Below are 25,287 nucleotides of genomic sequence, written 5' to 3' on the forward strand. Positions count from 1 at the left end.
AATTATTGTTATTGATAAGCCTGAATTTTCCTAAGCGAATCTCTTAACTTAACAATAGATCTTTTGTGTATCTGGGAGATGCGGGATGTTGTTAAACCAAGAACCTTTCCAATTTCGGTTAATGTTAATTCATCATGATAAAAAAGACTGATTACCATTTTCTCGTTTTCATTTAAGGCTTGAATTCCCTCAGCCAATTCATTATTTAATTCATCGGAAATGAGCTGGTCTTCCGGTGAAATTGTCTGTTTATCCGGGACGGCATAACCAATCCCTTCTCTTAATTCAGATTTTCCATCAGACGGATTTTCTTCCATAGATAATATGTTGGAAAACAATGAATCTCTGATGATAGCTTCGACTTCTTTTTTTTCCAAACCTGCCTTTTGACCAATTTCCTCCATTGTTGGTTTACGCTCGTAAAGCTGTTCAAGTTCCTGCGTTACTTTTTCGACCTTTTTTATTTTGTCTCTTAATGATCTTGGTATCCAATCTTCCTTTCGCAGACCATCCATAATGGCTCCACGGATACGGAAGGATGCATAAGTGTCAAATTTCAGTTCTCTCTTCGGTTCAAACTTTTTTATCGCATCATATAAACCGATGAGACCAAAACTTTTGATATCGTCTTTGTTTACGCTTGCCGGTAAGTGGCTGGATATCCTTTCCACATGATAGCTTACTAAATGCATATATTGTTGGATTAGTATATTAGCGGCTTGTTCATCTCCGTGTTCCAACCAGTTATCCCAGCGTTTTACTTCCTGTTGAGGGTTGTTTATTTTCACGCTTGCTCCCCCTTTCTTACCACTTTTCAGCCTTTTTCTCAGTTTTTTCAATTCGGACGTTTTTTCCATTGACTAGATGTAAAATTCTTCATGGTTAATTTTTCTGATTTTCAAATCATGCGTAAACGTATCAAATTCTATGGTTCTGCCTTCATTTCCGCCTACATCCATCGCGATTACCGGAATTCGGTATTCACGTAATTTTTCTTTGACAGCCTCTATATTTCTTGGACCAATTCGCATCATATTTGACTTGGAAGTGTATTGAAACATTTGGGCACCGCCTGCTACCTTTGCTTTAAGTCTGTCTGTCAAAGCACCTTTTTTTATTAACTGATCAATTAAAAATGGCACAGCAGTATCTGCATATTTATATATATTGATCTCCTTTTGCCTTGCCAGACTTGAATCAGGCAGCAAAATATGTGCTAATCCTGCAATGCCTGCCATTGCATCATATACTACAAGACCGACACATGAACCCAATCCTGAGGTCCGTAAATGATCAGGTTTTTTTGCAAAATTCAAATCTGCTATCCCTACTTTAATGGTGGTCTGTGTCTCATTCATGGTCATTGATTCCCAAAGATACATATAATTTTTCTAAAGTGGCAGGGTCTGGTATGAGAAAGAAATTTCCTTGTATATCTTTTTTACTGTCATGATGGTTAATCCTTGTATTAATAATAATGGCATAATCTGTTACCTGGGAGAGTTCAACTATCCCGGCTGTTAAAATGGCACCGGCCATATCAATACTTAAATAGGGTATGGAAGGCTGCATATTTAAATTCGTAAAATCAGATAGCGCAGATAAATACGCACTAGTTAAAATGTTACCTGTTTCCTGCAGCGCAGAAACAGCCATTTCATCAAAATTCTCTCCCAATAGCCTGTAACCGCTTTGCTTTGTTATTGCACCAACCAAATGCTGCGCCTCTTCCACACTTAAAATAAAATATACTGTCCCTGGTGCTTCTCCCTCTATGCGAAAGAAAAGAGCTGTAATTAATTGTTCATGCCCGCCGATCATATCCATCATTTCGTCAAAATCTACTACATTTACATTTGGTACTTGCATATCTATTTTTTTATCCAGTAATTTTGACATTGACGTAGCAGCATTTCCCGCTCCAATATTTCCTATTTCTTTTAATACATCCCTTTGGACAGTTGTGAGATAAGTAAAATTCATGTAGATTATCCTTCCACTGTTTTTAAATCCTTCATTTCTTCAAATGTCAGTACCTTTTGTAAATCAAGTAATATAAGAAGTCTGTCAGCCAATATTGCAACGCCTTCAATATAATCCGTCTCAACTGCACCTATCATTCCCGGTGCCGGCTCAATCGTATTTTCGGGAATATCTACTACATCATTCGCTGAATCAACGATCAATCCAACTTCCATTTCATTTAAATACACAATAATGATCCGGCTGGATTCCGTATATTCCTTTTCTTCCAAACCGAAGCGGATACGAATATCAATAACCGGTGTAATGACACCTCTCAGGTTTATAACTCCCTTAACAAAAGCTTCTGTTTGCGGTACTCTCGTAATTGGCTGAATGCGTTCAATAGAGCCTACCTGCTGTACAGAAATGGCATATTCTTCCGATTCCAGTTGAAAAACAATCACTTTTTTCTCGTTTGCTTTTTCATTTTCCATGCTAGTGCCCCCCGCTTTTTTATTAAAGATTATTTAACCAATGCATTACTATCAATAATTAAAGCTATTTTCCCTTCTCCAAGAATTGTTGCCCCTGATATGGCAAAAGTATGATTTAAGTAATTTCCCAGCGACTTTAGGACAATTTCCTGCTGACCGATAAGTGAATCAACAACTAAGCCTGCCAATTTCTTCCCTTTCTTTACAATTACAACTGAAATATATTCGCTGTTATCAAGCCTACTTCCAGAAACGGAGAAAGTATCATTTAAGAATACGAGCGGAACAATATTCCCCCGAAAATCAATTACTTTTTTCGTATGCAGCGATTTTACCTGATCTTTATGTATAATAGTGGTTTCAATTATTGTTGATAGCGGTACAGCATATTTTTCCTTTCCCAGCTCTACTAGCAATACAGAGACAATCGTCAATGTCAGCGGTAGCTGGATGGAAAAGACGGACCCTTTATCCTTCTGGGCATCAATGGTAATACTGCCTCCTAAAGATTCTATGGTTGTTTTCACCACATCCAGCCCGACACCCCTGCCGGAAATATCAGAGACAGCTTCCGCGGTGGAAAAACCGCTCTCCATAATTAATTCAAAAATTTGCCTGTCATTTAATAATAATGACTTTTCCCGGTCGATCACACCATTAGCTATTGCCTTCTCTAAGACCTTTTCCTTATTTATTCCTGCACCATCATCTGATATTTGAATAAAGACATGATTTCCGCTATGATAAGCATCCAGTTTAATAGTTCCTTGTTCTGGCTTTCCTTTTGCAGCTCTTTCTTCAGGATGTTCAATTCCATGATCAATAGCATTTCTAATTAAATGAACAAGCGGATCACCAATTTCATCGATCACCGTTCGATCCAGTTCTGTATTTGCCCCTTTTATATCCACATCAATATTTTTATGTAAATCTTTTGCCAGCTGGCGGATCATGCGTGGAAACCGATTGAATACATGGTCAATCGGAACCATTCTTATTGTAAGTATAATATCCTGCAGGTCACCGGACACACGTGTCATATGCTCCACCGTATCTCTCAGATCTTTGTGATTCAGTTCATTGGAAATCTGTTCCAGCCGCCCTTTATCAATCACCAGTTCTTCAAACAAATTCATTAATACATCAAGCTTATCACTATGAACCCGTATTGTTTGTTTTTTATTGCTTTTGACAGGTGTCTTTTGAGTGGCAGATTCCGGCTGTGTGTCACTACCTATTGTATCGTCCTGTATTTTATTTTCCTGTTCTTTTTTATAATGATCTACGGAAAATGAATCGACAGTGACAGATTCCATTTCCGATACTTTATTAATATTTTCTTTAATTTCATTTGTATTTGCCTGAGAAACAAACAAGAGAGTAAAACGCTGGTCGAAGTTCTCCTCCTCCAAGTCATTTACGGAGGGTACTGATTTAATCACTTCTCCAAGCTTCTCTAACACTTCGAATACCATAAACACCCGGGCGCCTTTAAGCAAGCAATCTTGCCTTAAAGTCACAGTTATTTCAAAATTGGCGAATCCGCGCTCTTTTGCTTCATTTAAAATGGATAATTCTATGTCATCCAAATGAAGTCCAAGAATCGTTTTGAGTTCCTCCTCTTCTTTATTTTCAGGAATAGAATGAAGCTGCTCCCCATTTTCTATCGCTCCCAATTGCGAAACAACTTGCGCAATATTTTTTTCTCCTTTTCCGCCGGATGAAATATCTTCCATCATCTCATTCAAATGATCTGCTGCTTCAAACATGATATCCAGCATATCCGTATTTACTTTGATTCTGTCATACTTTAACCCATCAAATATATTTTCCATTTTATGTGTTAAATTCGCCAGATCACTATAGCCCATTGTTGCTGACATGCCTTTTAATGTATGAGCAGCACGAAATATTTCATCAATAATACTGCTGTCGCTAGAATTATTCTCCAATTCCATCAGCTGATCGTATAAAACGTTAATATGCTCATTGCTCTCATCAATAAAAACACCTAAATAATCTGCTGTTTCCACGCTATTTCCCTCCCGCTTTAAAAATGATATTTGTTATTATCCTTCCGACTTGGGATAACGGTAGCACATGATCTACACAGTTTGTATTTACAGCCGCTTTAGGCATGCCATAGATAATAGCTGTTTCCTCTGACTCAGCAATTATTACGCAATTTGGATCTTTATTTTTTAACTTAATTATTCCTTCAGCACCGTCTTTTCCCATTCCAGTTAAAACAGCTGCGACTTTATTTTGGTTAGGAAGATTAGCAATAGAATAAAATAATATATCTGCTGATGGACGGTGGCCCCGTAAAGGAGCTTCTTTTGATAATTCAAGTACCAGTTCCTTGTTTCTTCTACTCCTCACTTTCATGTGAAAGTCACCAGGTGCGATGTAGACTGTATTATTATGTATTACTTCTTGGTCTATAGCTTCTTTCACTGTAAACGGGACCCGACTGTTAAGTCTCTCTGCCAATGATTTAGTAAAGCCGGCCGGAATATGCTGAACAATTAAAATAGGAGAAGGTAATTTATCCGGCAGCTGAGACAATACCGCCTCAAGTGCTCTAGGTCCTCCGGTAGAAGTACCAATCGCTATAATTGTCTGCTCAAATGCAGGTGATTTTATTTCTGCTTCATTTTTAATCATCGCATTTTTCCTTTTTCCCTCTCGTCAAATAGTTGTTTTAGCTTTTGTACAAATGTTACATTTTCTTTCGTAATACCTTGCTGCCCGCTAACGTATGCTTTGGTCAGTTTATTCATTGCTTTGGCAATTGGCGACCTAGCATTATAAAGTATAAATGGTGTCTGGTTCATCACGGATCTTGGTACGGTTTTATCTTCCGGAAGTGTCCCCATTAGCTCAATATCTGCTTTTAGAAATTGCCCAACGACTTTTTTAAACCGTTTCAAAGCTTCATAACCGGTTTTTTCTGTCTGTGACCTGTTCATCACAACATGGAGCGGCATGGATGGATTATATGATAAAATATACTTAATCATCCCATAGGCATCTGTAATAGATGTTGGCTCCGGCGTTGTAACTACAATACATTCATCTGATGGTAAAATGAACCGGATGCTCTCTTCGGATACGCCTGCTCCCATATCAAAAATAATATAATCATACATATTGATTAATTGTTCATACTGATCAAAAAAATAATCCATCATCCTCGAGTCTGTCTTAAATAAGCTGCTTAAGACGGAACCACCGGCGATATAGGCTAATCCACCTGGTCCTTCCTCAATAACATCGTAAATCGGCAGCTGTTCGTGAAACATATCTATAATCGTTTTATTTGGATGTAATCCGAGTAAAATATCCACATTCCCCATACCGAAGTCTAAATCAAACAGCAATACTTTTTTTTGATGATTTATCAGCTGTAAACAGAAGTTTAGTGCGACATTCGATTTGCCTACACCACCTTTCCCGCTAATGATAGATAGTGTTTTTGCTTGTCTCGGGTTATATTTCATTTGCAGACGGCGGCGTAGATTCTCTGCCTGGTCATTCATCATGAATTCCACCTAAAACAAAGTCTGAAATTAATTCAGGGGTTACCTCCATTAAATCATCAGGCACATCCTGCCCGTTGGCTATATATGCTATTCCCATATTTTTTTCAAGTGTCATATTAAGCATGCTGCCATATTGTCTTGTTTCATCAGCTTTAGTGAAAATAACCTGATTAATTGGCAAGTGCTGAAATTGATCATAAATCTCCAGATTATCATTTGATTTTGCCGTTAAAGATAATACAAGATACATATTAATAGAAAAATCGGTATTGATACTTTGAATTAACGCATTGACATATTTCTTTTCACGGAAGTTTCTTCCTGGCGTATCCACCAGAATATAATCATAGTCTGCAAATGTATGAACAGCATGTATATAATCTTCTTTTGTATAAGCTACTTTAACCGGAACTTGTAAGATCTTCGCATATGTTTTTAACTGCTCAATTGCGGCAATTCTGTATGTGTCTGTTGTAATAAAAGCAACTTTTCTTCCTTCTTTTAAAATACGCTCGGCAGCAACTTTTGCAATAGTAGTTGTTTTCCCAACCCCAGTCGGCCCAACAAAATGTACGATCTTTTGCTCAGTTGAAATAGGCTGAAAGGAAAGATTTTTCAATTGATTCAGGATTTCTGTTTTCACATCCTGTTGAATCCTTTTATAAGAAGGCTCAATATTCTCTGAGTCATGATGTTTCACAACTTGATCAAGTATCTTATTAGCAACAGTTTCTTCAACTTCCTGTTCAAGCAATTGCATATACACGCGCTGGTATTCCGCCGGATACTTGGTTTTATCGGAAGTTGATTGATGTATCATCTTCTTTAATACATAAATCTCATTTAAAATATGGTCATTTGGATAAGTAATTTTACTTTTTTCATCAGGAAGCACACTTGCTGCTGCTTGCTTTAACTCCTGTTTATTTTCTTTTAACGGCTGGGGATCCAGTGCAGCTACTACCTCGATGCGGCTTTTCTTTTTCAAACCAAGGAAACCGCCATGCTTGACCTTTCTGGAGTTTAATATGACTGCCTCTGGTCCGAGTTCATTTCTTATTTGTTTCATCACTTCAGGCATCGTAGCTGCTGCATACTTTTTTACCTTCATGCGACATTCACCACCCCTACACTTTGTACCTGGATATTTGGTTCCAGTTCATTATAGGAAAGTACGACCACTTGCGGCATAAATCTTTCAATTAATTGCTTTAAATACATTCGGATAGCAGGGGAGCATAATACGACAGCTGTATCTTGCTGAATAGCCACTTTTTCCACTTCTTCATGAATGATATTTATGATTTGCTGCTGATCATCCGGATCCAGGGACAAGTAATTGCCGTGTTCAGTTTGCTGGATACTCTCTGCAATCATTTTTTCTACTTTTCCTGTGACAGTAATTACCTTTAGGGAAGCATTATCCTGTACATATTGCCTGGTTATTTGTGCCGATAGTGCTTGTCTCACATACTCAGCCAATAAGTCTGTATCGCTGGTCAGTTTGGCAAAGTCTGCAAGTGTTTCAAAAATCACCGGCAGATTCCGAATGGACACATTTTCTTTCAGCAATTTAGCGAGCACCTTTTGGACATCACCCACGGAAAGCGGCTCGGGTGTAACTTCTTCGATCAAAATAGGGTAACTTTCTTTTATATGATCAATTAATTGCTTCGTTTCCTGTCTTCCAAGTAAAGTGTGGACATGTTGTTTAATTACTTCCGTAAGATGAGTGGAAACAACCGACGCGGGGTCTACCACTGTATATCCCAATAATTCCGCTTCATCCTTCATCTCTCCATTAATCCATTTTGCCGGCAAATCAAATGCAGGCTCATTCGTTTCTATTCCTTCTATTTCATCATTATCCATATCCGGCGACATGGCCAGATAATGATCCAATAACAGTTCACCTGATGCAACCACATTTCCTTTAATTTTCAGCCGATATTCATTCGGCTCCAGTTGAATGTTGTCCCGAATTCTTACTACAGGGATAACCATCCCAAGTTCAATTGCCAATTGTCTGCGAATCATAATAATTCTGTCCAGCAGATCTCCTCCCTGGTTCGTGTCTGCAATCGGTATTAATGCATAACCAAATTCAAACTCTATCGGATCCACATTCAATAAATTGATCACATTATCCGTTTCTTTCATGGATGTGCTTTCCGCCTGATCTTCTGCCTCTTCATTCAATTCCGGCTCTTCATCAGTTGATTGCTTCAACAGGAAATACCCGCTTAGTGCTAATATGCCTGCTAGTACTGTGGTAAGGAAAAAGTTTATCGGTGTTAACCCAATGAAAAAAATAGTACCTGCTGCAATAAATAACAACTTAGGATACTGCAGTAGCTGACCGGTTACTTCTGTTCCCAAATTGCCGGTCGTAGCAGTTCTGGTCACCACTATCCCCGTTGCTGTAGCTATAAGGAGTGCCGGTATTTGACTTACCAGCCCATCACCTACTGTAAGCCGCATAAATGTATTGACTGCTTCCTGGAATGACAAATCAAATTGCACCATGCCAATAATAAGACCAAAAATAATATTAATTAAAACTATAATGATTCCTGCGATCGCGTCTCCTTTTACAAATTTACTTGCTCCATCCATCGAGCCATGAAAATCTGCTTCGTCTCCTACCTTTTCCCGTCTTTTTTTTGCTTCTTGTTCAGAGATTAAGCCGGCATTTAAATCAGCATCAATACTCATTTGCTTCCCGGGCATTGCATCAAGTGTAAACCTTGCAGATACTTCCGACACCCGTTCCGCCCCTTTGGTAATAACAATAAATTGAATAATGACAAGAATAATAAAAACAACAAAACCGACGAAAGGGTTATCTCCAATTACAAAGGAACCAAACGTATCAACCACTCCGCCCGCATTGGCATCGGAAAGAATCGAGCGCGTTGTTGACACATTCAATCCAAGGCGAAATAATGTCAAGAGCAAAAGGAGCGTTGGAAAAACGGAAAACTGCAATGCTTCCTGTGTATTCATGGAAACGAGAATGACGATAAGCGCAAGCGAAATATTACATAAAATGAGGACACTTAAAAGCCATCCTGGCAACGGAATGATTAACATGATGATGATTAATATAACACCTAATAGAACGGAAATATCTCGGGCTTTCATGAATAACCCTCCTCATTGCTTAAACTTTATTTTCCAACTTATATACATAGGCTAAAATTTCAGCAACAGCCTGAAAAAATGCTTCAGGAATCGCATCACCAATTTCAACCGAGGCGTATAAAGACCTGGCTAAACTCCTGTTTTCCACGGTTACAACATCATTTGCTTTGGCAACTTCTTTTACCTTTAATGCTATTTCATCAATTCCTTTGGCAACTATATACGGCGCACTCATCTTTTCTTCATCATACTTAATAGCGATAGCAAAATGGGTAGGGTTTGTAATAACCACATCAGCATTTGGCACTTCGCTCATCATTCGTGTTGTTGCCATTTGCTGCCTTTTTTCCTTTAATTTGGATTTAATTAAAGGATCCCCTTCAACGTTTTTAAATTCATCTTTAATATCCTGTTTGGACATACGCATATTTTTCTGGAAATCATATCGCTGGTATGCATAGTCAAAAACTGATAAAAACAATAATGCAACCGTGGCAGCAATACCCATGATTGCAGTCACTCTGCCAAAAAAAGCAAGCGCACTTTCAGCCGTTTTAAAAGAAAGCATCATCATTTCATCTTTATTAATCCAGATCACCATAAAGGTAACTGTCCCAATAAGAACTATTTTCAACATCGACTTTAAGAATTCAACCAGAGCCCGAATGGAAAATATCCGTTTTGCTCCTTTTATTGGGTCGATCTTTTTCAAGTCAAATTTTAACGGTTCCATTGTGAATAAAAAACCAATTTGCAACAGGTTTGAACCAAACCCGGCAACAATGGCTATAAGCATAATCGGAGCAAGCATTTTCGCCGCTTCGATCGTAGCACCTGTAAATACTTGCTGCACCGTATTTTCAGTAACTTCCCAATGAATAAATTCAGTGAATGTATGGGTGTACATCGTTGTCATAATGTCTTTCATAAAAGGACCAAAAACGATTAATATCATAAACGAAAATAATAATAAAATAGCAGTATTGACATCCTGACTTTTTGCAACTTTTCCTTTTCTGCGCTCGTCTTGCTTTTTCTTTGGGGTTGCTTTTTCTGTTTTCTCACCTGCAAAAAATTGCAGATCCATGTTCAAGTACAAATTAAGCACCTCCGAACAATTGCATGAGACCACGCATCGCCTGGAACATCGTTTCAAACAATCTTTCAATAAGTACAATGTATAAACTTAAAAAGAATAAAATTACGATAAAGCTCACCAATATTTTTAATGGAAGTCCGACTACAAATACATTGACCTGTGGAACAGTACGCGCTATCATCCCTAAAGCAACATCCACTAAAAACAAGCATCCGACAATCGGAATGGCCATTTGAAAGGCGATCAGAAACATATAATTAAATGCATCAATAACAAAATCGGCAATAGAGCCATGATGAAATGGTATAAAAGCGTCTATCGGTATAAATTGATAACTGTTAAAGATACCATCTATTAATAAATGATGTCCGTTCACCGATAATAAAAACAGCAAGGCAAAAATATAAAAATACTGTCCCGTTAGCGGTGTTTGGGCTCCTGTTTGTGGATCAACCACATTGGCAATGGCAAAACCCATCTGAAAATCAACAAAACCACCGGCTATTTGTACCGCAGATAAAATAATAAAGGCAATTAAACCGATTAAAAGACCTACCATCGCTTCTTTTAGCAATAGAAAGAAATACGTTCCGTCCACATTAATGACAGCAGGATCAACGGTATAAAACATGACCCACGCTAAAAAGAAACTAAATCCCACTTTAAAAGGGACAGGGATTGTCCGATAAGAAAACAAGGGAAGTGTGACAAAAAAAGCAATAACCCTTACGAAAATGAGCAAAAATACTGGTAAGCTATTAATATTAATCATCTCAAGCATCGTACTACCCTACAAACCGGTTTAAATTTTGGAATAAGTCTGTTGTAAATTCAGTAATATGGGATAACATCCAGGGTCCAAAAATAACTAATCCCAATAGGACAGCAACGATTTTCGGAATGAATGCAAGCGTTTGTTCTTGTATCTGTGTTGTTGCTTGAAATATACTCACCAATAAACCAACGGCCAGCGCCAATATTAATAAAGGGCCAACGACCAACAGGATAGTGAAGACCCCATTTTCAGCCAGGGACAAAACAAATTGACTATTCAAAGCTGACACCTACTTTTTATAAAATACGTTAAAAACCATCCAACAAGGAATGGGTAATTAAATACCAGCCATCAACAAGAACAAACAGCAATATTTTAAAAGGCAATGAGATCATAACCGGCGGCAGCATCATCATCCCCATGGACATAAGTACACTTGCAACTGCCATATCGATAATTAAGAAAGGTACAAATATCATAAAACCCATTTGAAAAGCCGTTTTCAATTCACTAATGGCAAATGCAGGCACAAGGGTTGTCAGCGGAATTTCCTGTATGCTGCTTACTTCATCCAGCTGGGCGTAGCTCATAAACAATTCCAAATCTTTCTGTCTCGTATGAGAAGCCATAAACTCTTTCATTGGCTCACTTGCCCTGTCGTATGCTTCATCAAGTGTTATTTCTTCGTCAAATAACGGCTGCAGGGCATTGTCATAAACCTCGGAAAATATGGGCGCCATAATAAAGAAAGTCAAAAACAAGGCTAACCCGATTAACACTTGATTAGGAGGCATCTGCTGTGTTGCCAGCGATGTTCTGACAAAAGACAAGACAACAATAATTCTTGTAAAACTTGTCATTAATATTAAAATACTGGGCGCTAAAGCCAAAACAGTTAATAATAATATCAATTGAACCGAGGTTGAAATATTCGAAGGATCGGAATCGGAAAACATGTCTATAAATTCATTCATTGTTCATCTTCCCTCCGGTTGTTCCGACCAATTAAATCTTTCCGGTTCTTTTTCAGCTTTTTCAGTTCATCGGAAAATAGATTTTTAAAATCCTGGCTATCCTGATTGTAAGGATTTTTTTCTCCCCTTTTCCGTAAAAAGGAGGGAAGCAATGTGGTTAATTGAAAAGGTTCTTCATCCCCTTGTTCCAAAAGCTGTTCTTTCATCTCTTCATCTGTTATTTCCTGCATCATTTCCACGTTGTCTCCAACACCTACCAAATAAAACCTGCCGCCTATGCGAATAATTTGAATGGACTTATTCTGCCCGACAGAAATTCCCCCGAGATTTTCCAAATGTTTGATTTGGTTATACATTTTATTACGTTTATTTAACAGCTTCAGCATAATATAGATAAGTGCAAGAACTAATAATAAAGCGAGAAACATTTTTATGAGATCAAACAAGAGAGAGTTGGAATCATCAAATCCAGCCATCGATTCGGAGGCGTCTTCATCCTCTGATAATGGTGTTATTTCTTCTTCACAGTCGGCATCTGCTTCAAGGCAATCATTCACACTCGGTGTTTGTGCTCCTGCCTCTGCAAGAAAAATAAAAGGTATAATAAACAACAGACTTATCATGGTGACGATTTGTTTTTTCAACATATTCACCCGTCTTTAAACCAGCACTTTTTGTATCGCTTCTATGACTCTGTCTTCCTGAAATGGTTTAACGATGAAATCCTGTGCTCCTGCTTGGATTGCATCAATAACCATAGTCTGCTGTCCCATCGCTGAACACATAATTACCTTCGCCTCGTTATTTTCTTCTTTGATTTGTTTTAGTGCTGTGATCCCATCCATCTCAGGCATTGTTATATCCATTGTTACAAGATCCGGTGTCAGCTCTTTATATTTCTCCACCGCTTGCACCCCGTCCTGTGCCTCGCCAACTACTTCAAACCCATTCTTTGTTAAAATATCTTTTATCATCATTCGCATAAATGCAGCATCATCTACAATGAGAATTTGTTTTGCCATTATTTATCCCCCTAAATCTCTATTTGAGTTTTTTCAATCTATCGGATTTGCTTACAATATCTGTTACTCTAACGCCAAAGTTTTCATCAATCACAACAACTTCTCCTCTGGCAATTAACTTCTGGTTTACAAGAATATCCACCGGTTCGCCAGCCAGTTTATCAAGCTCAATAATAGATCCTGCAGACAAATCCAATATATCCTTAATCGTCCGTTTTGTACGTCCAAGCTCAACTGTTACCTTTAATGGAATATCAAGAAGCAAATCCAGGTTCCGTTGTTCGGATGGATTTAATTCAACTTCACCAAAGTCAGAAAAGGCTGCCTCCTGTACATTTGCATGTTTTTGATCTACTAAGTTACCTAAAAATTGAGATGATGCTTCATTTATTTCCTGCTCGCTTTCAGCCACCGGTGCATTGTCCATTGAAATTTCCGGTTGTTCCAGTGTGACAGCTGTTTCATTCTTTCCCTTTTCATCTTCTGCAGTATTACTTAGTAACTGATTTACCAGGTCTTTTGCAAAATTGATTGGCATTATTTGCATAATATTGGAATCAATTAAACTGCCAATCTTTAATTGAAAGGAAACTTGTACAAATGCTTGACCCCCATTTATAGCAATATCCAGATCTGCTTCCGATTCCGTCATTTTAATTGTTGGCGGTGAAATATCTATCTTTTTATCAAATATCGCAGACATACTTGTTGCTGCTGAACCCATCATTTGATTCATTGCTTCCTGAACTGCACTGATATGTATATCGTTTAATTCTTCTTCCGGATCGGTTCCATCTCCGCCAAGCATAATATTCGCGATGATTGCAGCATCCGTCGCTTTAATAACGAATACGTTTTTTCCGCTAAAGCCTTCAATATAATTGACATATATACTTACGGGCTGAAAAGTAAATCCTTCTATTTCCTTTTTTTGGATCACCGATACAGATGGCGTTGTGATTTCTACTTTTTGTTTTAACAACGTAGAAAGCGTTGTTGCTGAACTGCCAAATGATATGTTGCCTATTTCGCCTAACGTATCCTCCTCAATAGTGGATAAATAACTTTCTGATTGCTTGTTTTCCCCTTCTGTATCTGCATCAGCGCTCACGTTAAGCAATGCATCAATTTCTTCCTGAGAAAGAATGCCATCATTCATCATTTTCATTCACCTCTTTTATTTCCTCCAACACCTGCACAGATAATTTGTTTTTATACCTGCCGGGCTGTACATAAAATTTCGGCTGATCATTTATTTCCAGCGTTAATGACTGATCAATGGGCTGATCCATTGCAATCACATCGTTCGTATTTAAATGCAGAAATTCATTAATAGTTATCATCGTCTCTCCCAATACAGCTTTCCCCTCAACCCTCGCATTCTGCAAATTTGCAGTCAGCTTTTCATAGGATTCCATATCTCTTTCTTTTGTTCCTGTTTGCATCCAATAATGCACAGATAATTTAGATATAATAGGCTCTAAAATAATATGCGGTATGCAAATATTGATTAATCCACTGGTTTCTCCTATCGTTGTGTTCATAGATACGACGATTACGGTATCATTTGGTGATACCATTTGCAGAAACTGCGGATTAACTTCAAAATCCTCCAGCACCGGGTCTATTTCCACGATGGATGACCACGCTTCCCGAAGATTTGTAACTGCCTTTTCAAAAAGCTGTGACATTAACATTGTTTCTATTTCTGTTAAGCTGTCAGCTTTGCTAACATCTCCTCCTTTTCCGCCCAAAATACGGTCAAGCATAGCGTAGGCTATATTTGGGTTCACTTCCATAATCAGCCGCCCGTCCAGTGGCTCAACACTGTATATATTTAAAACCGTCATTTTCGGAATGGAACGGATAAATTCTTCATATGGCACCTGATCCACAGAAGCAACGGAAATATGAACATAGGTACGAAGCTGGGCAGAAAAAAAAGTGGTTAATAGCCTAGCGTAATTTTCATGAATTCTTGAGATACTACGAATCTGATCTTTTGAAAATCTTAAAGCCCGCTTAAAATCATATACACGAACTTTCTTTTCTTCATCTTCTTTTTTTATTTCTTCGGCATCCATTTCTCCGGAACTGATAGCAGATAATAAAGCATCTATTTCACCCTGTGTAAGTACCTCATCCACCATTTAAGCTCACCTCCATCACGGAGTAATAATACAAATGCATTTACTGCATTAATTTACTGATCGTATAAACATCTACAATATTTCCATCTGTCATTAACTCATTTAATTTTGACTTTACCACTTCTTCCAAGTCGGATAATCCAGTTCGGAAATCTTCCTCATCCATGGTGCCTAGCTCTTTGATCAGAATGTTTTTCATTTGAAAGTCTCTCTTGCTTATTTCCTCTTTCGCACCTTCCCCATCGGTAATCACCTGAAATTGAACCCTGACGAAGCTTCCATCTGATAAATCTGTCGTAATTTCAGGCGTCTCATAGGAGCGTTCCACTATATCATCAATTGTTGTCCCAGTACTTGCTTCTTCTTCTCCATATAACAGGATAACCAAAGCAGCAGTTCCTCCAAGTAATATAATGATAAGTGAAGTAATAAACGTTTTTACCAATCTACTCATTTGACTTTCCTGCCTCCTTCAGTTGCCCTTGCACACCAACTTTTTGATAATAGGCAGTAATTAATTGAATCAGATCTGCCTCTGTTTCCTTCACAACGAGCTTCTTACTATTGTTTAGGGTTATCGTTGTATCCGGGAGAGACTGAATTTGTTCAATCATTAATGCATTTAACGTAAAAGGCTCTCCGTTTAATCGGGTTAATTGAATCATGATTTTGACGAGGCTGGGACAAAACTAGAGTTTCGATCCAGAATCCGAAAGTTTTACACATTAGCTCCGGTAACATACGAAATCTCCTGGGACTGCGCTAAATGCTCGCCCCACCGTATAGATTTGCGAGAAACAAAGGCATCGGTGAGCCCCCTAAAAACGATTCAGCACGAGAAGGCTCACCAGCCGACCGTGGAAAGCGAAGTATATTTCCGGAGCGGGTTTTTAGCACAAATTTTAGGATGTTCGGATTTTTTTCACTTAAATTGTTTTGTACCAGCCTCATAACCTCCTCCTTATTAACGTTTTAGGTTCACTAGCTCCTGCAGTATTTCATCAGAGGTGGTGATAATTCTTGTATTAGCCTGGAAACCACGCTGAGCTGTAATCATTTCCGTGAATTCTTCTGATAAGTCGACATTGGACATTTCCAGTGAGCCACTGACGATAGAACCTGTACCATCGTCTCCTGGGGCAACAGAGCCGTTATATCCCGCGTTTTCCGAATCAAGAAATAAATTGCTCCCCGCTTTTTCTAGACCAGCCGGGTTTGAAAAATTGGCTAAAGAAATTCGTCCTGCTACCTCATTTTCACCGGCAGCATTAACATAATTCACATTTCCATTTTCTTGAATGCTGAAGCTTCTCGCATCATTCGGAATAATGATGTTACTAACCGTATCTGAAAATTCATCATCACCTAAATTCGAAAATCCTTGCAGAAAATATCCATCAGGGTTCACGATTCTAGCGCCATCTTCGCCAGCATCACCCTCATCTAAATAAAAATTTCCCGCACGCGTGTAATATGTTGTGCCATCAGCTTCAAGGATAAACATTCCATCCCCTTCGAGTGCAAGATCCAATGGGTTTTCGGTTGTTTGACGAAAACCCTGTGTGTGAATATTATCAATAGAACCTAGTTGTGAACCCAATCCTACCTGCGCAGGGTTTGTTCCTCCACGGGTATCTGTTGGGCCCTGTGCTCCACTTGTTGTCTGACTCATCATATCCTGGAATGTAACCCGGCCTTTTTTAAATCCGGACGTGTTCACATTCGCAATATTATTTCCAATCACATCCAGATTAGTTTGAAAACCTTTCATACCTGAAATTCCTGCATACATCGAACGTAACATTTGATCATTCCCCTTTTCTTTTACGTTATCAGCCGTATCTCTCATTCAACAGCTGTTCGGCCTCCCAAAAAGGGTCCAGCCTATTCGTTAATTAAAATAGTTCCGTTTATGTTCGTGAAAATTCGGCTCGTTGCTTCATTCCTGTCCAACGCTGTTACGACTGTGTTATTTTTTGCACTGACGAGTAATGCTGCTTCATTCGTAATAACTAAAGAATCGGTTATCCCCTTTTGCTTTGCTTCATACATTTTATTTTCAATGGTTTTCCACTGATTTTCATTAATAGTTATATTCTTTCATCCAGCCTATTCTGTGCATGCTTGCTGATTTTCAGCTCCCACTGTTCCTGTACCAATAAGTCTTTAAAGTTCGTTGACTGGTTACTTTTTTCTGTTTTTTTAACTGCAGGAATTGATAAAGCATGCTGCTGAGGCACCTGATGAATACGATGATCCAAAGTAGATCACTTCCTTAACGATTTTAATCCTCCATACTTCCCTTTTCTGCACTGCTTTCATTCACTTGTAAGACAGCATCCGCATATATTTTTTCACCATTTTCCAGTTCAAATATTGCCCAGCCTTCATTTTGGCTAACAGCAATTACTTTACTTTCCTCAATCCCTGTTTCTTCATTTGTTTCCTCATCATAACCCTGGTAAGAAACTTCTTTACCAATCATATGACTATATTGAATTACAGGTGAGATTAACTGGCTTTGCACCAGTGTTTCGATGGAGTTAGTCATATTCATCATTTGCTCCAGCGATGAAAATTGAGCCATTTGAGAAATAAACTCTCTATCATCCATCGGATTGGTCGGATCCTGATTTTGCAATTGAGTCATGAGAATTTGAAGAAATTCATCTTTTCCTAAATCTGGACTTGGCGTTCTTCCTGATTGCTGATTTTGTAAATATAATGTTGGGTCAATCGTCGTCATTAATTTCACCTACACTTCCTCATTCATTAACAATGCTTCGAACTTTGCTGCAAAGTCATCCTCTGATTGCTCGTTTTCTTCCTCTGATGAATCATTGGATTCCTGATGCTTCTGCTCGTCCAATAGATCATCTTTCATGCTTTTTTCTGTGTTTTGTCCCTGCTGCATAAGCGTATCCTGTTTTTCAACGACAACTTGCTGCGGTGAGAACATATTTCTAAGCTGATGCATATTTGTTTCCAGCATCTCTTTTGCTGCTTGCGTTGTGACTAATATTTTTACTGTCATTTCTCCATTCACCTGTGTAAATCGGATCATCATTTCTCCCAGGTTTTCAGGCTTTAGTGAAAGAATTAACTGATTTCCACTATTAGGAGCCGCTAAAAATTCACTCGACTTAAGGATTGTCTGAAACTGATCGGTGAGCTGCTGTCCTTGTGTTTGCAGACTTTGTCCCTGATTTACATACACAACATACTGCGCTATACGTGATATAGGCAAAGAAGAAGGTGTATGCATACGCTCCACAGCGATCCTTTCCGGGTTTAGTGCCTGTTTCATAGCCTTACTCAACCATTTGGTGATGTCTTCCGTTGCAACAAGAGCATTTGTACTATACTGCTGTTTGGAAGCCAACTGATGCCGCTTTTCAAAAGCTTGTACTAAATCCTTCCAAATCATATGCTCTTTGGTTTCTCCTTGACGAATGGAAGTAAATGCTGTTTCCAGTCCTTTTTGGGCAGCAGGATTGGCTGCCTTCACCCATTGCTGCAGGAGCTGCAATAATTTTGGAGCCGCTTTTTCCATATTTGCCGGGTCCCTATTAAGCTTTGTTAATATTTCCTGTACTTCTTGGAAAATATTTATATGTGCTTGATATGCCGCCATCAATTCCGTCTGCTCCACATCTTCCGGATTGCTTACTGCGTGAGAAACATTACGCTGCAATTCTGGCTGTTCCGCTCCTTCTGAAACCTTTGTGGTTAACATTTTATTCATCAATGCCGGATCAAGTATATGAATCATTTCTTTATTCCCATCATCTTCCGCAATAATCTTCAGGGGAAATGGCAATAGCATTGCCCCTTCTTTGTTTTCATTACTTTCCTGTTCATTATGCAGCATACCTTCCGTCATACTTCCGGCAAGGAATGATTGGAATAAAGCATGTTTTTCATCGTCTTCCAATGATTTTATTGGTTCCTCTTGTTTTACAGGAAGCTGCATTTGCTGGAGAAACATTGCAACTGCGTTCATCTTTTCACCTCCTTTCAATCAAGAAATTATTTTAACTATTTATAAGTAATTGTGTTAAGTCTGCTGCTATTTCTGGATCCATGGCCTCTAAAATTTGTCCCCGGACTTTATTGGAAACCTCATTTAAAATCGAAATGGCAGTCTCCTCATCCATGTTTTGCAGTATTAATGCCGCCTGCTCATGGTCCATATCTTTAAAGGTGCCTGACATTGATGACATCGGGTCAGATGCTTGCTCCTCTTCATTAGTCGATTCGTTATTTTGTTCATTTCGATTCTCAAGTCTGACAATATCCTGATTCAGATTTTCAATGGTTGTTTCCAGTCCTCTGATTTCTTCCTGCAATTGATCAATCTCTGCATCTTTTTCTGCAACTCTTGCCTGAGTTTGTTGAGCGTCTTCTTCCACTGTCATTGTTTCCTCTTCAGATACCAATTTGGATAAAACAGGAACACTGCTGACTCTGTCCTTAGCCCATCCGGACACATCCACCCCTGCAACATTTAAAATAATAAACAGAATGCTAATGACAATGCCCACAGGAATAATAACGGCAAAGAGAAACCATAGTAAAGGGTTCATTTTTTTCTTTTCATTTTTCATTTGCTTCACCATTAACGTCACCTATTTTTATAACTTATATATTGCTGTAGAGAGACTTCATCCATTAAATTTCTTTCCAGTTTCTTTTCTTTCTCTATTTCACTATTATTCCTGGATTCTATGATATTTTGAAATTTCTTCACTTCTACATGGGCGTCTGTCAGTTTGGACTGGTTTGATTCCATCTCGTTTCTTGCCTGCTGTACTTCTGACTGAAGTTGAACGATTTGTTTATTGAGCTTCTCTATATAAGCTGCTTGTTCCTTCACTTTATCCAAAGTGGTAGCGTGCTGGATTAATTCATCATAGGACATTTCAGCTTTCTCTTTCTTTCTCAGCAAATGATAGAAACTCGTTGCTATTTGTTCGAAAATATCGATGGATTGCTGATAGGCTTTTTGCGCATTCATCTCTTCGCGTTCTCTGACATGAAGTATTTTTACGAAGCTTTTTGTTTCAGCCAATTGTTTAACCTCCATTCAGCAGTTCTTTCATCATCTCAATTGATTCATTTCTCGTCTTGTAATCCGAGACATCCTGTTTTAAAAATGTTTGGATTTTATGATAATAGGAAATTGCCCGGTCAATTTCATGGTTTGAACCCCGTTTATACGCACCAATGTGAATTAATTCATTATTTTCTTCGTAAGTTGAAATCAATGACCTAATTTCCTGTGCAATTTTTTTATGTTCTTTATCAGCGATTTGGTTCATTACACGGCTGATTGACTTTAGAATGTTAATCGCAGGATATTGACCTCGTTCTGCAAGCTTACGATCCATGACAAAATGCCCATCCAATATTCCTCTTACTGTGTCGGCAATTGGTTCATTCATGTCGTCCCCGTCAACCAATACCGTATAAAATGCAGTAATTGATCCATTTTCATTCGTGCCCGCTCTTTCCAGTAACTTTGGAAGGATGGAAAACACGGAAGGAGTATAACCCTTCGTAGTAGGAGGCTCCCCGGTCGCAAGCCCAATTTCCCTTTGAGCAATAGCAACTCGTGTAACAGAATCCATCATTAGATTAACCTGGTATCCCTGATCACGGAAATATTCACTGATTGCAGTTGCGGTATAGGCTCCTTTCATTCGCATTAAAGCTGGCTGGTCAGAAGTGGCCACTACAACGATAGATTTTTTTAATCCTTCCGGTCCAAGTTCGTTATCGATAAATTCTCTGACTTCTCTTCCCCTCTCTCCGATTAGTGCAATTACGTTTATATCAGCACCGCTGTTTCTTGCGATCATTCCAAGCAATGTGCTTTTTCCTACACCACTTCCGGCAAAAATTCCAATGCGCTGCCCTTTACCGACTGTGAGCAGGGAATCAATGACTTTCACACCAACTTGGATCGGCTCTTGAATTGGCGGTCTCAGCATTGGATTCGGCGGTGGCTGTTCGGTTAAGTAATTGGATAATCCTTTTGGAAGCTCCGTGTGATCAAGACTCCTCCCTAAAGAATCCACCACTTTTCCAATTAATCCACGGCCAATTTTAATATGCAATGCTTTTCCCGTTGATTCTACAAGGCAGCCCGGCCCTATTTCCGTCACTCCCGCATAAGGCATAAGGATGATCTTTTCATTATTGAACCCGACAACCTCTGAAAGAATTGGTTTTTGACTGGAAGAGGATGAATGAATAAAGCAAACCTCACCTATATTCGCTGCAGGTCCCTGCGATTCAATCATCAGACCAATAACACGCAGCACTTTTCCGTAACGTTTATATGTATCAGCTTGTTCAATTGTTCTGTAATAAGCTTCTACACTCATGATTTGCTCTCCATTGCTATTTCAAATAATGCGCTTCTAATTTCCTCAAGCTGGGTATCAACACTTGCATCAATTTGTCCAAATGGATGGTGGATCAAGCATCCATTGACATGTAAGTCTTCTTTTGCGTAAATGGATAATTTCATGTCATCTTCCAGTATGTGGACTAATTCGTCTTTCTGCTCCATCACGGTTTGATAATTATCCGGATGAAGGTAAATTGTAATTACCCTTTGGTCTTTTAATTCTTTCATTGCAGCTTTTACAATAGGAAGAAAAGAAAACGGGTCATCTTCTATCTTTTGTTTCATCACTTTGCTTGCTGTATGTATGGCCAGATTCAATATCGTTTCTTCACTTTTCTCAATCGTTTTATTGTAATCTATTAAAGCTGCGTCCACAATATTGTTGGCTTGTTCAATTAAACTGGAAAACGCCTTGAGGCTTTCTTCTTTCCCGTTTAGGAAACCTGCTTCATATCCTTCTTCCTCTGCTTGTACCATCAATTTCTTTTTCTCTTCTTGCCAGTTTTCTTTTTCCTTATATATCGCTGTTTTTGTGTTTAAAATTTGTGCTTCTTTTTCCTCATTAATTTGCCTGAGTTCTTCTTTAGCCTTACTTAGTTCTCTTTCAGCATGTTCTTTAGCTGAAAAGACCTCGTCTTTTTCAGCCCGGTGGTAATTTTTTAGTTTATCCACCTGTTTAATTCCAATTGTTTTCTTTTCGCTTATATAAGGGTTATACAATGATATCGTCACCCCCGCCGCGGGCTATAACAATCTCGCCAACATCCTCCAGGCGTCTTATCGCCCCTACGATCCTCGTTTGTGCTTCCTCCACATCTTTCAGCCTCACAGGCCCCATATATTCCATCTCATCCCGGAAGGTCTCCGCCATACGCTGGGACATGTTTTTAAATATAATATCTTTAACTTCATCACTGGCAACCTTTAGAGCGAGCCGCAAATCTTCATTTTCGACTTCACGAATTACACGCTGAATTGCCCGGTTATCCAAAATAACGATATCTTCAAATACAAACATCCGCTTTTTAATATCATCGGCCAGCCCTGGGTCTTGAATTTCGAGTGCATCAAGTATGGTTCTTTCCGTACTTCTGTCCACTCCGTTCAACACTTCAACAACTGCCTGTATTCCGCCTGTTTGTGTATAATCATCCATAAGACTCGCGGAGATATTTTTCTCCAGTACCTGTTCCACCTGGCTGATTATTTCCGGTGACGTAGAATCCATTGTGGCAATCCGCTTTGCAACATCTGCCTGCATTTCCTGCGGGAGAGATGATAATATTTGACCTGCCTGCTCGGGATCCAAATAAGATAAAATGAGAGCAATTGTCTGAGGATGTTCATTTTGTATGAAATTTAATAATTGCTGCGGATCAGCTTTTCTGGCAAAGTCAAATGGTCTTACCTGCAAAGATGATGTAAGACGGTTAATAATATCAGATGCTTCCTGCTTTCCAAATGCCTTTTCCAATACGTTTTTCGCATAGCCTATTCCTCCCTGGGATATATAATCCTGGGCTAATGCCGTTTGATGAAATTGTTCCAGCACTTCTTCTTTCATGCCGGAATCCACCTTTTTCACGGATGATATCTCCAGACTCAGTTTTTCTATTTCTTCTTCTGATAAATGTTTATACACTTGAGCAGATACATCCGGACCCAGGGAGATTAAAAGAATGGCTGCTTTTTGTTTACCTGATAAAGTTCCTTTATTTCTGGCCATGTAAATTCCCCCCTAATCTTCCCCGATCCAGCTTCTTAATAGTTTTGCAAAGTCTTCCGGTTTATCATTTGCCATCTTCTCCAGCTGTTTTCTGCGAACAGTGGAATCAGATTGTTCATTTTCCGGAATCTCAGGGACTTCCATATTTATTGCGGCTTCAGCAGTTTCTTCTTCCATACTTTCTTCTTCATCATTTCTGTTTCTAAATAATAGAATAGCCAATATAAGTATAATTACGAATAATATGGCACCGAGGGCATATAACCATACAGGTATAACAGGGGCTGCCTCTGGTGCGGATGATGGTGTATGATTAAATTCCTGGAAAACGATAGATGCTTTTTCCGCCGTGATTACTTCTCCATATTCACCATCAATAGAAGTTTGAATGATAGACTGTAAGAGAGAGTTAATACCATCCTCTACCGCCATTTCATCCTGCTGTGATAAATATTGCACTTCATTCCCGCTCACATCCGTAATACGATTAACTGCCACCTGGATACCTAAATCTCTCACTTTATACGGACTTTCTACTATTTCTTTATGAATGCGGTTGAATTCGTTATTGATCGTTTCTCTTGCAAGCTCGTATTCGCCGTCCCCATCATCTATTTCCTGGTAATTAGGTATATCTTCATCGCCGGTACCTTCTACCCCTCCTGCAGGCGGGTTACCAGTGTACGTCTCTTGAATAGTTTCGATGCTGACAGGTAATCCTTCCATATTCTCCAAATCTATCGGTTCCACAATTTCTTCCACGCGGTTTTCCTGAGTGAAATCAATATCTGATGTTACGGACACGACTACATTGTCTGTTCCAACCATGGCGCCGAGCATTTGCTGCAGGCGACTTTGAATATCCCGCTCAATATCTTTTTTTACAGTCTGCTGATATGTATGAACATCTTGGGTGCCATTCACCGTAGTTTGATTACGATCAAAATACTCGCTGTACTGATCCATAATTACAATATTATCCTCTGGCAAATTAGGTATCGCTTTGGATGCTAACAAATAAAGAGAATCAACCTGGTTACCCTGGAATTGATATCCCGGCTGTGTATGAACCACAATAGAGGCACTCGCTTCCTCTGCTCTCTCATTTGCAAATACTGGCTCCTGCGGCAGATTGATCATTACTTCCGCATTTTCTATCCCTTCTATGCCTGTAATTAATCCAGCAAGCTCAGTTTGCATCGCATCCAATTTTATAACATCAAATTCATTATCTGTTACTCCCCATGATGTGTTTTCACTAAAAAATGAATAGTCAATACTGCCGCTGTTCGGTATTCCCTGTCCGGCCAGCTCTACCAGCAGTGTATCTGCCTGACCTTCCGGAACACTAATCGTAGTGCCCGCATCTTCCAATTCATAATTTACCCCTCTTGTATCCAATTCCTCTTTTATTTGCCCTACTTCATTTAAGGACAGATTATTATATAAAGGAACAAGACGGGAGTTACCTGATGAATAGATAAAAATGGCTGCCAGTATGAATACTGCAATCATAACCGAGCCAAAAAACACGCCTCTTTGACTTTTCGTTCGATTTTTCCAGAAAGATATTGATTTATCTTTCCATGTTATTATTTTTTCCTTCATGTACTCCCCCACCAAAAATGCCAAATAAAACGATGTGTTAAGTATAGATGTGCGTTACACTTGCATACGCATTATTTCATTATAGGCATCAATTGCTTTTTGCTGTACCTGAACCGTTGTCTCGAGCGTAACACTCGCTTTTTGTGCCGTAATCATCACATCATGCAGGTCTTCAATTTCTCCGGTTATTAACGCTTCTGTTTTTTTATCTGAAGCATGCTGCACATCGTTCAGGTTTTCTATTGGTTAGCACCCAAAAACTAAGGTTTTTATTTTAATTTACAATCCCAATCCATAAAAAAAGTATTTTCTTTGGTTCAGAAGTCTATTTTTTATTTTGAAAAAGAAATCCCACCACTTTATACGGTGG

At 38.8% G+C, this 25,287-nt stretch carries 28 protein-coding genes and 2 pseudogenes; all 30 read right to left on the bottom strand.

The features are described 5' to 3' along the window. Nucleotides 1–8: 8 nt before the first annotated feature. The gene (locus tag ACDX78_RS10795; RefSeq protein ID WP_486027757.1) at nt 9–788 is read right to left on the bottom strand and encodes a FliA/WhiG family RNA polymerase sigma factor; all 780 of its coding nucleotides are present in this window, start codon (nt 786–788) and stop codon (nt 9–11) included. Nucleotides 789–860: 72 nt separating this feature from the next. Next, nucleotides 861–1,358 carry a chemotaxis protein CheD gene (locus ACDX78_RS10800; protein WP_486027758.1) on the bottom strand — a complete coding sequence of 166 codons (498 nt, stop codon included), beginning with the start codon at nt 1,356–1,358 and terminating at the stop codon, nt 861–863. Then, nucleotides 1,351–1,983 carry a chemotaxis protein CheC gene (locus ACDX78_RS10805; protein ID WP_486027760.1) on the bottom strand — a complete coding sequence of 211 codons (633 nt, stop codon included), beginning with the start codon at nt 1,981–1,983 and terminating at the stop codon, nt 1,351–1,353. Before ACDX78_RS10805 ends, ACDX78_RS10800 begins: the two co-directional genes overlap by 8 nt. Nucleotides 1,984–1,988: 5 nt before the next feature. After that, nucleotides 1,989–2,459, bottom strand: a complete 471-nt coding sequence (locus tag ACDX78_RS10810) for a chemotaxis protein CheW (RefSeq protein WP_486027762.1) — start codon at nt 2,457–2,459, stop codon at nt 1,989–1,991. 29 nt (nt 2,460–2,488) lie between these two features. After that, complete coding sequence (locus ACDX78_RS10815; RefSeq protein WP_486027764.1) at nt 2,489–4,492, bottom strand: chemotaxis protein CheW; 2,004 nt, start codon at nt 4,490–4,492, stop codon at nt 2,489–2,491. A gap of 1 nt (nt 4,493) precedes the next feature. Beyond that, a complete protein-coding gene (locus ACDX78_RS10820; protein ID WP_486027765.1) occupies nt 4,494–5,126 on the bottom strand; it encodes a CheB methylesterase domain-containing protein in 633 nt (210 codons plus the stop codon). Further along, complete coding sequence (locus ACDX78_RS10825; RefSeq protein ID WP_486027766.1) at nt 5,123–6,001, bottom strand: MinD/ParA family protein; 879 nt, start codon at nt 5,999–6,001, stop codon at nt 5,123–5,125. The genes ACDX78_RS10820 and ACDX78_RS10825 overlap by 4 nt, the downstream gene beginning before the upstream one ends. Next, on the bottom strand, nt 5,994–7,115 hold the full coding sequence (gene flhF, locus ACDX78_RS10830; RefSeq protein WP_486027767.1) for a flagellar biosynthesis GTPase FlhF: 1,122 nt from the start codon (nt 7,113–7,115) through the stop codon (nt 5,994–5,996). The genes ACDX78_RS10825 and flhF overlap by 8 nt, the downstream gene beginning before the upstream one ends. Next, complete coding sequence (gene flhA, locus ACDX78_RS10835) at nt 7,112–9,148, bottom strand: flagellar biosynthesis protein FlhA (protein WP_486027769.1); 2,037 nt, start codon at nt 9,146–9,148, stop codon at nt 7,112–7,114. Before flhA ends, flhF begins: the two co-directional genes overlap by 4 nt. A gap of 19 nt (nt 9,149–9,167) precedes the next feature. Next, the gene (flhB, locus tag ACDX78_RS10840; protein ID WP_486027771.1) at nt 9,168–10,247 is read right to left on the bottom strand and encodes a flagellar biosynthesis protein FlhB; all 1,080 of its coding nucleotides are present in this window, start codon (nt 10,245–10,247) and stop codon (nt 9,168–9,170) included. 1 nt (nt 10,248) lies between these two features. Further along, nucleotides 10,249–11,028: a flagellar biosynthetic protein FliR gene (fliR, locus tag ACDX78_RS10845; RefSeq protein WP_486027773.1), complete on the bottom strand. Its 780-nt coding sequence runs from the start codon at nt 11,026–11,028 to the stop codon at nt 10,249–10,251. 4 nt (nt 11,029–11,032) lie between these two features. Further along, nucleotides 11,033–11,302: a flagellar biosynthesis protein FliQ gene (gene fliQ, locus ACDX78_RS10850; protein ID WP_486027774.1), complete on the bottom strand. Its 270-nt coding sequence runs from the start codon at nt 11,300–11,302 to the stop codon at nt 11,033–11,035. A 28-nt stretch (nt 11,303–11,330) separates the two neighbouring features. Continuing rightward, nucleotides 11,331–11,996, bottom strand: a complete 666-nt coding sequence (gene fliP / locus ACDX78_RS10855) for a flagellar type III secretion system pore protein FliP (RefSeq protein WP_486027776.1) — start codon at nt 11,994–11,996, stop codon at nt 11,331–11,333. Beyond that, on the bottom strand, nt 11,993–12,643 hold the full coding sequence (locus ACDX78_RS10860; RefSeq protein WP_486027778.1) for a flagellar biosynthetic protein FliO: 651 nt from the start codon (nt 12,641–12,643) through the stop codon (nt 11,993–11,995). Before ACDX78_RS10860 ends, fliP begins: the two co-directional genes overlap by 4 nt. A 12-nt stretch (nt 12,644–12,655) precedes the next feature. Continuing rightward, nucleotides 12,656–13,018, bottom strand: a complete 363-nt coding sequence (locus ACDX78_RS10865) for a response regulator (protein WP_486027780.1) — start codon at nt 13,016–13,018, stop codon at nt 12,656–12,658. Nucleotides 13,019–13,037: 19 nt separating this feature from the next. Beyond that, the gene (gene fliY / locus ACDX78_RS10870) at nt 13,038–14,180 is read right to left on the bottom strand and encodes a flagellar motor switch phosphatase FliY (protein ID WP_486027782.1); all 1,143 of its coding nucleotides are present in this window, start codon (nt 14,178–14,180) and stop codon (nt 13,038–13,040) included. Then, nucleotides 14,170–15,168: a flagellar motor switch protein FliM gene (gene fliM, locus ACDX78_RS10875; RefSeq protein WP_486027784.1), complete on the bottom strand. Its 999-nt coding sequence runs from the start codon at nt 15,166–15,168 to the stop codon at nt 14,170–14,172. The genes fliY and fliM overlap by 11 nt, the downstream gene beginning before the upstream one ends. A gap of 40 nt (nt 15,169–15,208) precedes the next feature. Beyond that, nucleotides 15,209–15,622: a flagellar basal body-associated protein FliL gene (fliL, locus tag ACDX78_RS10880; protein WP_486027786.1), complete on the bottom strand. Its 414-nt coding sequence runs from the start codon at nt 15,620–15,622 to the stop codon at nt 15,209–15,211. Next, on the bottom strand, nt 15,615–15,833 hold the full coding sequence (locus tag ACDX78_RS10885; RefSeq protein WP_486027788.1) for a flagellar FlbD family protein: 219 nt from the start codon (nt 15,831–15,833) through the stop codon (nt 15,615–15,617). Before ACDX78_RS10885 ends, fliL begins: the two co-directional genes overlap by 8 nt. A gap of 299 nt (nt 15,834–16,132) precedes the next feature. Beyond that, on the bottom strand, nt 16,133–16,972 hold the full coding sequence (flgG, locus tag ACDX78_RS10890) for a flagellar basal body rod protein FlgG (RefSeq protein ID WP_486027789.1): 840 nt from the start codon (nt 16,970–16,972) through the stop codon (nt 16,133–16,135). 80 nt (nt 16,973–17,052) lie between these two features. Continuing rightward, nucleotides 17,053–17,429, bottom strand: a pseudogene (locus tag ACDX78_RS10895) (TIGR02530 family flagellar biosynthesis protein). Nucleotides 17,430–17,452: 23 nt separating this feature from the next. Then, the gene (flgD, locus tag ACDX78_RS10900) at nt 17,453–17,914 is read right to left on the bottom strand and encodes a flagellar hook assembly protein FlgD (RefSeq protein ID WP_486027802.1); all 462 of its coding nucleotides are present in this window, start codon (nt 17,912–17,914) and stop codon (nt 17,453–17,455) included. Between the two features lie 9 nt (nt 17,915–17,923). Beyond that, nucleotides 17,924–19,171 (bottom strand): flagellar hook-length control protein FliK, encoded by a 1,248-nt coding sequence (locus ACDX78_RS10905; RefSeq protein ID WP_486027791.1) that lies wholly within the window; start codon nt 19,169–19,171, stop codon nt 17,924–17,926. A 31-nt stretch (nt 19,172–19,202) separates the two neighbouring features. Then, on the bottom strand, nt 19,203–19,775 hold the full coding sequence (locus ACDX78_RS10910) for a MotE family protein (protein WP_486027804.1): 573 nt from the start codon (nt 19,773–19,775) through the stop codon (nt 19,203–19,205). Nucleotides 19,776–19,792: 17 nt separating this feature from the next. Continuing rightward, nucleotides 19,793–20,239 carry a flagellar export protein FliJ gene (gene fliJ / locus ACDX78_RS10915; RefSeq protein WP_486027793.1) on the bottom strand — a complete coding sequence of 149 codons (447 nt, stop codon included), beginning with the start codon at nt 20,237–20,239 and terminating at the stop codon, nt 19,793–19,795. Nucleotides 20,240–20,243: 4 nt separating this feature from the next. Further along, a complete protein-coding gene (gene fliI, locus ACDX78_RS10920) occupies nt 20,244–21,557 on the bottom strand; it encodes a flagellar protein export ATPase FliI (protein ID WP_486027795.1) in 1,314 nt (437 codons plus the stop codon). Further along, nucleotides 21,554–22,303 (bottom strand): flagellar assembly protein FliH, encoded by a 750-nt coding sequence (fliH, locus tag ACDX78_RS10925; RefSeq protein WP_486027797.1) that lies wholly within the window; start codon nt 22,301–22,303, stop codon nt 21,554–21,556. Before fliH ends, fliI begins: the two co-directional genes overlap by 4 nt. After that, complete coding sequence (gene fliG, locus ACDX78_RS10930) at nt 22,296–23,309, bottom strand: flagellar motor switch protein FliG (protein ID WP_486027799.1); 1,014 nt, start codon at nt 23,307–23,309, stop codon at nt 22,296–22,298. Before fliG ends, fliH begins: the two co-directional genes overlap by 8 nt. A 12-nt stretch (nt 23,310–23,321) precedes the next feature. Further along, nucleotides 23,322–24,917 (bottom strand): flagellar basal-body MS-ring/collar protein FliF, encoded by a 1,596-nt coding sequence (fliF, locus tag ACDX78_RS10935; RefSeq protein ID WP_486027800.1) that lies wholly within the window; start codon nt 24,915–24,917, stop codon nt 23,322–23,324. A gap of 54 nt (nt 24,918–24,971) precedes the next feature. Next, nucleotides 24,972–25,160 (bottom strand): annotated as a pseudogene (gene fliE / locus ACDX78_RS10940) (flagellar hook-basal body complex protein FliE); the annotation flags it as partial. Nucleotides 25,161–25,287: the final 127 nt, after the last annotated feature.

It is taken from the genome of Virgibacillus oceani (assembly GCF_041521345.1).
Classification (GTDB): domain Bacteria; phylum Bacillota; class Bacilli; order Bacillales; family Amphibacillaceae; genus Virgibacillus_N; species Virgibacillus_N oceani_A.